7 protein-coding genes are annotated in these 6912 nt (G+C 44.4%); 1 reads left to right on the top strand and 6 read right to left on the bottom strand.

Annotation, left to right across the window (positions count from 1 at the left end):
* Nucleotides 1-36: 36 nt before the first annotated feature.
* From QUA45_RS16175 to gor, 6 genes are all read right to left on the bottom strand, one after another.
* A complete protein-coding gene (locus QUA45_RS16175) occupies nucleotides 37-1644 on the bottom strand; it encodes an ABC transporter substrate-binding protein (protein ID WP_333221503.1) in 1608 nt (535 codons plus the stop codon).
* 538 nt (nucleotides 1645-2182) lie between these two features.
* Nucleotides 2183-2668 (bottom strand): Spy/CpxP family protein refolding chaperone, encoded by a 486-nt coding sequence (locus QUA45_RS16180; RefSeq protein WP_333221505.1) that lies wholly within the window; start codon nucleotides 2666-2668, stop codon nucleotides 2183-2185.
* 19 nt (nucleotides 2669-2687) lie between these two features.
* Nucleotides 2688-3134, bottom strand: coding sequence for a hypothetical protein (locus QUA45_RS16185; RefSeq protein WP_333221507.1), 447 nt, complete (start codon nucleotides 3132-3134; stop codon nucleotides 2688-2690).
* A complete protein-coding gene (locus tag QUA45_RS16190) occupies nucleotides 3131-3721 on the bottom strand; it encodes a sigma-70 family RNA polymerase sigma factor (protein WP_333221516.1) in 591 nt (196 codons plus the stop codon). Before QUA45_RS16190 ends, QUA45_RS16185 begins: the two co-directional genes overlap by 4 nt.
* Before the next feature lie 284 nt (nucleotides 3722-4005).
* Nucleotides 4006-4542, bottom strand: coding sequence for an opioid growth factor receptor-related protein (locus tag QUA45_RS16195; protein WP_333221509.1), 537 nt, complete (start codon nucleotides 4540-4542; stop codon nucleotides 4006-4008).
* 184 nt (nucleotides 4543-4726) lie between these two features.
* Entirely contained in the window at nucleotides 4727-6070 is a 1344-nt protein-coding gene (gor, locus tag QUA45_RS16200; RefSeq protein WP_333221510.1) for a glutathione-disulfide reductase, read from the bottom strand.
* A gap of 525 nt (nucleotides 6071-6595) precedes the next feature.
* On the opposite strand from gor, the gene QUA45_RS16205 reads away from it, so the two are divergent.
* On the top strand, nucleotides 6596-6912 hold a 317-nt coding region (locus tag QUA45_RS16205), incomplete at its 3' end, for a hypothetical protein (protein ID WP_333221512.1).

A 6912-nucleotide genomic window follows, 5' to 3' on the forward strand; every position in this document is an offset into this window, starting at 1 on the left:
AAACTCTATCTGTAGAGTGCATCTCGCTCTAACTTCTCAATTTTTGCTCACTTCCTCAAAAGACTCAGAACCTAAAGGGCTCGGAATCCAACCTTGAATATTCTTGCGTTTCCCTAAAAGCGGCTGCGAATGTACGATCGGCAAACGCACAGCTTCCTCGTGCAAAATCTCGCTAACTTCCGCATAAATTTTCGCCCTAGCTGCTTTATCGCCACTGGCCCTCCCCTGTTCCAAAAGTTCCAGAACTTTCGGATTTTTCCAATTTCCCAAGTCCCCCGTGGAACCAGGCCCGAAGTGAGGATAATAAAAATTGTCTGGATCGCCATAATCTCCAGTCCAACCCATCATAAAAGCTTGAAACCCAGGAGGTTTTAGCCGATCGGCTAAATAAGCAGACCAATCCTTTGTCAGCAATTTTACCCGAATCCCGATCGCGCTCAAATCCGCCGCCAAAGCCTCAGCGATCGGCTTCGGCGTGGGAAAATAGGGACGGCTGACGGGCATATACCACAAATCCAAATCAAAACCGTTCGGATAACCGGCTTTCGCGAGCATTTCTTTAGCTTGCTGCGGGTTAAATTCATAATCTTTAACTTTATCAGACGCTGCCCAATTCAGCGCAGGCGGGATAAATTGCGAATCATGTTTTCCGAGTTCTCCCCAGAAAGCTTGGACTATTGCTGGCTTGTTAATTGTTTGGGCGATCGCCCGCCTGACTTCTGGTTTTGACAAAGGTTCGTAACTCGGATTTAAGGCTAAATAACCGACATTAAAAGAAGGTCGCACAACAGCTTCTAAATTAGTATCTGCTTGAACCTCTTTCAATTGATCCGGCGTTAAATCAACACTAAAATCAAGTTGACTAGCTCTCAATTGAGCCAATCTTGCCGCCGGATCGTCAACAAAACGAATTACCAATTGATTGACTTTTGGCGTCCCAGTTTTCCAATAATTCGGATTTTTTTCCAAAAAAATGCGATCGCCCGAACGCCATTCCTTAAACATAAAAGGCCCAGTACCCACCGCGACCGACCCCGGAGTGCCGTATTTAGCACCCGCTTTTTTCACCGCCGCCGGACTCGCTATCCCGAAATAACCAGACCCAATCGCCGAGGGAAAAGCAGCAAACGGTTGATTTAAAACAAACTTAATCGTAGACCTATCAACAACTGCCACATCTTTTACCAGGGAATTTTTATCTCCCTTGAAACCACCAAAAAAATTCTTCCAAATTGGATAAGTTTTGCCAGATTCTCGATAACCGTTAGGATTTTTTGCATCCCACCAGCGCTCCACATTAAACTTTACAGATTCCGCATCAAAATCCGTACCGTCGTGAAACTTTACCCCGGAACGCAGCTTAAAAGTCCAACTTTTACCATCTTTAGAACTTGACCATTCAGTAGCGAGACTCGGCTCAAGTTCCACAGTTCCCGGTTTGAAATCAGTCAAGCGATTGTAAATTTGGTCGATAACAATCACCGAATTGCCATCAGTAATATTTCCCGGTTCCAGATTGATCGGCTGCCCGCCCGCACCGTAAACCAAAGCCCCAGCAGGAACCGCAGCAGGAGTTGTCCGAGTTGGAGAATTATTGCTAACCGTGTTTGAGGGCGTGCCGCAATTTGATAAAATTACAGCCATTCCAAAAACTAGACTTAATAAAACTAAACGCCAGGGTTTTAACAATCTCATTTCAATAGCTCCGGTTTAATAGAAAATTGTACTCATATCAATAAAATTCTAATTGGATATTTCTCTCACCTCTGTAGTTTCTGCCTTCTCGGCAGTTCATTTAGTAAATTCTATATTAAAAGCCAGTATAAATTAACAAACCAAATATAGCAGCCTGATGATATCATGCTGGAGGGGAAAATCTCAACCCACACCTTTACATTAGGCGACGGAACCAGGATGAAAGCTAACGTTTCGCCGCGGCTAGAGGGGTCATTCGATTTTAGGTTTTAGATTTTAGATTTACTCAATGAATCTGGGAGAGCATCTCATATTTGTAAAAACACTTCTTATGACTTCTTTCTTCTTCCTGTTTCCTTCTGGCTCCTGCCTCAAAACTCCAATTTATAGCTTACCTGAAAAAGTTCAAGCTCCCAGATTGGGAGCTTGAACTAATGAATCGCAGAGGGCGTAAACACCCTGCGGTTCACTCAAAAATCCTCGTCAACTACTGCGGTTTTTGACCGTTTTGCATCCTGTTTCTAGCCGTTTGTCGGCGCTGCTGCATCAGTTGAGCTAATTGGCTGCGCTGTTCGGCAGTGAGGACTTCTCGCATTGCAAGTGTACTTTCAAACTGCACCTCTTCCAACTGCTGTCTCAATCCGACTATTTGACGGTGTTTTTCGCGTATTTCGCTAGCATTTGCCGTACCCGACATCATCGTTTCCAATTCTTGTCTGGCTTGGCGGACTGCTTGCATCCGCTGGGAAACTTGGTCTTTGTAGCGATCGCGAACTGCCTGCATTTGCTGCTTTTGGTCTGCGCTTAAATTAAGTTTCTCGAACATCCCACCTTCCCTGCCAGCGGGTCGATTGGGACGCTGGTTTTGTGCAATTGTTTCCGGTTCTATGGGATTGGGAACTGCTATTGCTGCGGCTGTGCTGCCGAGAGTCAGCATTAAAACGGCTAGGGCAGATATACGACGAATTGACATGAAAATTGCCTCTTTGAGATTACTTATTTGTTGGCGGTTCACTGTCAGCACCCGGGCTGAAAGTCAACCAGTCTGTTTGTGAGCGATCCGTCATACTTTCTTGGGGAGAATCATCAAGTACACCCTCCCAGTTAGTAACTAAAAATGCTTCTAACTGAGCTGTTTCCTTATCTGGCAATTGTGCCGTCTCAAACGGACGGTAGCCAGACCAAAAAACTAGCAGGCTAGCAGCAATCGCAGACGATAAAGCCCACTTAGAAACAAAGGATATTTTTAACCTGTCATCAGACTTAGCTGAGGCACTTAATCGCGTTTTTTTGCGGTGGGCTTCATGGAAAACAGTCGCCTGGTTACTTTCGATTGCTGCTAGAATTTTTTGCTCTAAATCTGGTACAGCTTCAGGAATATTGGGGCGATGTCGCTTCAAGAAATTAACTAACTCTTGGTCGCTGCTTGGGTTATTCATAGCTCGCTGACACCTTCTTTTTGCAAAAATTGCCGCACAGCATTTCGGGCATAAAACACGCGAGATTTGACGGTTCCAGCAGGCAGTCCCAAAATTTGGGCTACTTCTTTTTGCGGGATGTCTTCTAGGTCGTGCAACACCAAAACGCTGCGGTGTTCAAAGCTCAATTGCTCCAGTCCCCGCTGCACTAAATCTTGATAGTGCAACTGCATCAAGTCTGATGTGTTATCTTTGAGAATAACCCGATCCATTGTTTCTTGATTTTTGAGTTGGGAGTCAAAAGAATGCTGTTTAGCAAATGCTTGTCTTTGGTCGGAAGCCACATTCCAAGTGATTCGATAAAGCCAAGTAGAAAAGTTTTCCTGGTGCTTGAGTTTGGGCAATCCTTTCCAGACTCGCAGGAATACTTCTTGTGCTAAATCGTCAAGAAGCGACGGGCCGCAGAGTTGATAAAGGGTTGACCTGACTTTGTGTTGGTAGCGTTGGTAAAGGTAGCGAAAGCAAGTGCGATCGCCCTTTAAACACTCAGCAACTAAGTCCGAGTCGGAACAGTCATCGGTTAAAACATTGGCTGGCACACCTAACACCTGTGAAGTCTCCCTCACCAGTTCGTTATCTGAAGTGTTTAGACAGGACAGCTTGAAAAAAGGTTCAAATTATTTAAAATATTATTTTGATCATGAATCCGCTTGGGGCAGAAAACTGCACCAATGTCAGCAACAGGTACTCCGGCCTGTGCCACAAAAATTAAATTTTCTTGTGGGGTGGGGTTCTAGCCCGTCTGTAACAGGCACTCCCGCCTGTTCCACAAAAATTAAGTTTTCTTGTGGGCCGTAGGGTTGACTATAGCGACCAGTCCCCAATATCGGTTCTAACTATTTACAGCATTTTTCCAATAAGTATAAGTTTTTAAACCAATACTTTCTTTGTTTTCGGTATAGATCTCATCTAAACTTTTGAAAAGAGCTAAAGCGTAATTTTTCAATCCCAACTCTGTCAAACTTGTGAGAATCCTAGTCAGTCGCAGGTAGTTGTGATTAAATTGTTCAATCCACTCTCTTTTCCTTGACAAATATTCCTCGGATTTGGCAATTACAATTTCTGCGTTTTCCCCTTCGCGGCATTCCAGCCCGTAAAATTCCAGCAGGACTTTTAGAGATTTGACTAAGCGACTTCTCAACTCTTCACTTGTTCTAAAAGCTTGAATAACCTCATCATTTAAAGTAGGAGCACTGGAATTAAAGCGGCTCTTTTCTCTCAGGGGAAACAGCCATTGAATGTAATTGTGCACGGATTCCAGCTTCTGGTAGTCCCACGACCAAATATCCTCGATCGCCCGACCTTGTGAATCAGGCTGCTGACCGAGATAGAATGCTAAAATTTTGTTTTGTTTGGTTGAATTACTCATTAATAAGGTGTTTTGTATCTAAATTGTATTTTTGGGCGGGCGGGACGCCCACCCCACAACCAGAAAATTAAATTTTTGTGTGGAACAGGCAGGATGCCTGTTCTTCAAAATAGTTTTCTTGAGTCGGTTTTAAGCGACTTTAGCTATTAGCCAGGGACTTAAGTCCCTGGCGGCTTCGCCCGCTTTACCGCAAAGTCACAAACTCTTCTGCAGTCGATGGGTGAATGCCAATAGTCGCGTCGAAGTCTTTCTTCGTAGCTCCCATATTAACAGCGATCGCCATTCCTTGAATAATCTCGCCCGCGTCTTTCCCCACCATGTGGACGCCCAAAACTCTGTCAGTATTAGTCTCAACGATTAACTTGACAAAAGTTTTCTCGTCTGCACCTGTCAAAGCGTGAAACATCGGCCTAAACTTGGCTGTGTAGCACTTAATTGAGTCGGGGAACTTTGCTCTAGCCTGCACTTCGTTTAAGCCGACAGTACCCGCTTCCGGCTGAGAAAATACCGCTGACGGGACATTTTCGTAACTGATTGCTCTCGGATTGTTGCCAAATTCAGTATCTGCAAAAGCCCGTCCTTCGGCGATCGCAATTGGCGTTAAATTGATGCGGTTGGTGCAATCTCCCACTGCAAAAATGTGCGGCTGACTGGTGCGGCTGTCTTTGGTAACTGCGATCGCACCTTTATCTGTTTCTACTCCCGCATTTTCTAAAGCCAATTTTTCCAAGTTGGGTTTGCGCCCGGTAGCGCACAACAGCGCGTCTACTATTAGCGTTCCTTCGGATGTTCCAGACAGAGTTAATTTCAAGCCTTCTGGGGTTTTCTCAATGTGGTTGATCGAGCTTTCTGTCAAAATTTCTATTCCGTGCTTAATCATTCCTTCTTGCACGTTGGTGCGAATTTCTGCGTCGAAGTCGTTCAAAATTAAGTCACGGCGGATGATTTGAGTTACTTGACTTCCCAACCCGTTCATAATGCAAGCAAATTCGACGCCGATGTAGCCGCCGCCCCAAATTGCCAACCGTTTTGGCTGCTCTTTTAGCAAGAAGATTTCGCGGGAGGTAATCGCGTGTTCGATGCCCATAATTGGCACTCTTTCGGCTTCTCCGCCGACAGCGATTAAGATTTTGGCAGCGGTTATTTTTCTGTCACCAACTTCGACGGTGTGGGGGTCGATAAATTTGGCGTATCCCGAAATTAATTCTACTCCGGCTTTTTCGAGAAAGCTGATGTGCAGTTTGCTGAGTCGGCGCACTTCTGTGTCTACCGTGGTGACGAGTTTTTCCCAGTCGAAGCTGCTTTCTACTGGACTCCAACCGTAGCCCACTGCATCTTCATAAAGGTGCGAAAATGTTGAGGCGTACACCATGAGTTTTTTGGGGACACAGCCGCGAATTACGCAGGTTCCGCCTACTAAGTCATTTTCGGCGATCGCCACTTTTGCGCCGTAGGATGCTGCTCGCTTGGAACTCGCCAATCCGCCGGAACCCGCACCTATCACAAACAAGTCGTAGTCGTATGTCATAATTGTCTGTACCTTCTTATCGCCCACTTAGCAATTTTACGCTTTACTTTTCTTAATGATATCTCAAAAAATTTTTGTTTTTTTTGGGGTCAACTACTTTACCTTTTCCCAGGGAGCGGGTACTATTAAATAATAGGAATATATGCCTTAATATAAAAATTGTCATACTCCCATTATTAGATTATAGCACAAGTGATCGACAAGAAACATATAAAAATATAACTATTTTATAGCCGCCGCCAAGAATAAAATAGCTAATTGTCGATCGCTCGTTATAGCCGAGTCGAACTCCGGTAAATCCCTGTAAAAAAGCGAAACTTTGATGATATTCCCGATTTTTAAGGGGTAGTAGGGGGCAACAATCAGGCGGGATCAGGGCTAATCGCAGCGCAGCGACAGAAAACTGATACTAGCTTAACCTATCGGAGCAATCACGGGAGATTATTACCCTACAGTTTTTGATAATTTCCTCAATCCTTGATAATTGCTATATTATAACCATAAATTAATTATCGGGCTAGCTTTATGATCGAGTGGCTGGTAGTCTGGGGAGTGACGGAAGCAGTAGGCATTCTCGTTAAACCCATCTTAGAAGATTTAGTTAAAGACGGCGCGAAGGATTTTGCTAAAGATTTTTTTAAAGATTCCCTGAAAAACGTCATAGTTGGCGAAAAAGACCCGCGAAAAGTCGCAGCGGGCAAAGCAATCAAAAAGTTTTTGGAGTTGGTGCAACAGCAGTTAAAAATCGCCGGACTTCCCCCCGATGAAATTAAGCGGTATATTAAAGATGTTAAACAGTTTATCAATAACAAGTCTGTTAAGGAAATTTTGGGCAAGGCTTT

Source organism: Microcoleus sp. Pol12A5 (assembly GCF_036701435.1).
Taxonomy (GTDB): Bacteria; Cyanobacteriota; Cyanobacteriia; order Cyanobacteriales; family Microcoleaceae; genus Microcoleus.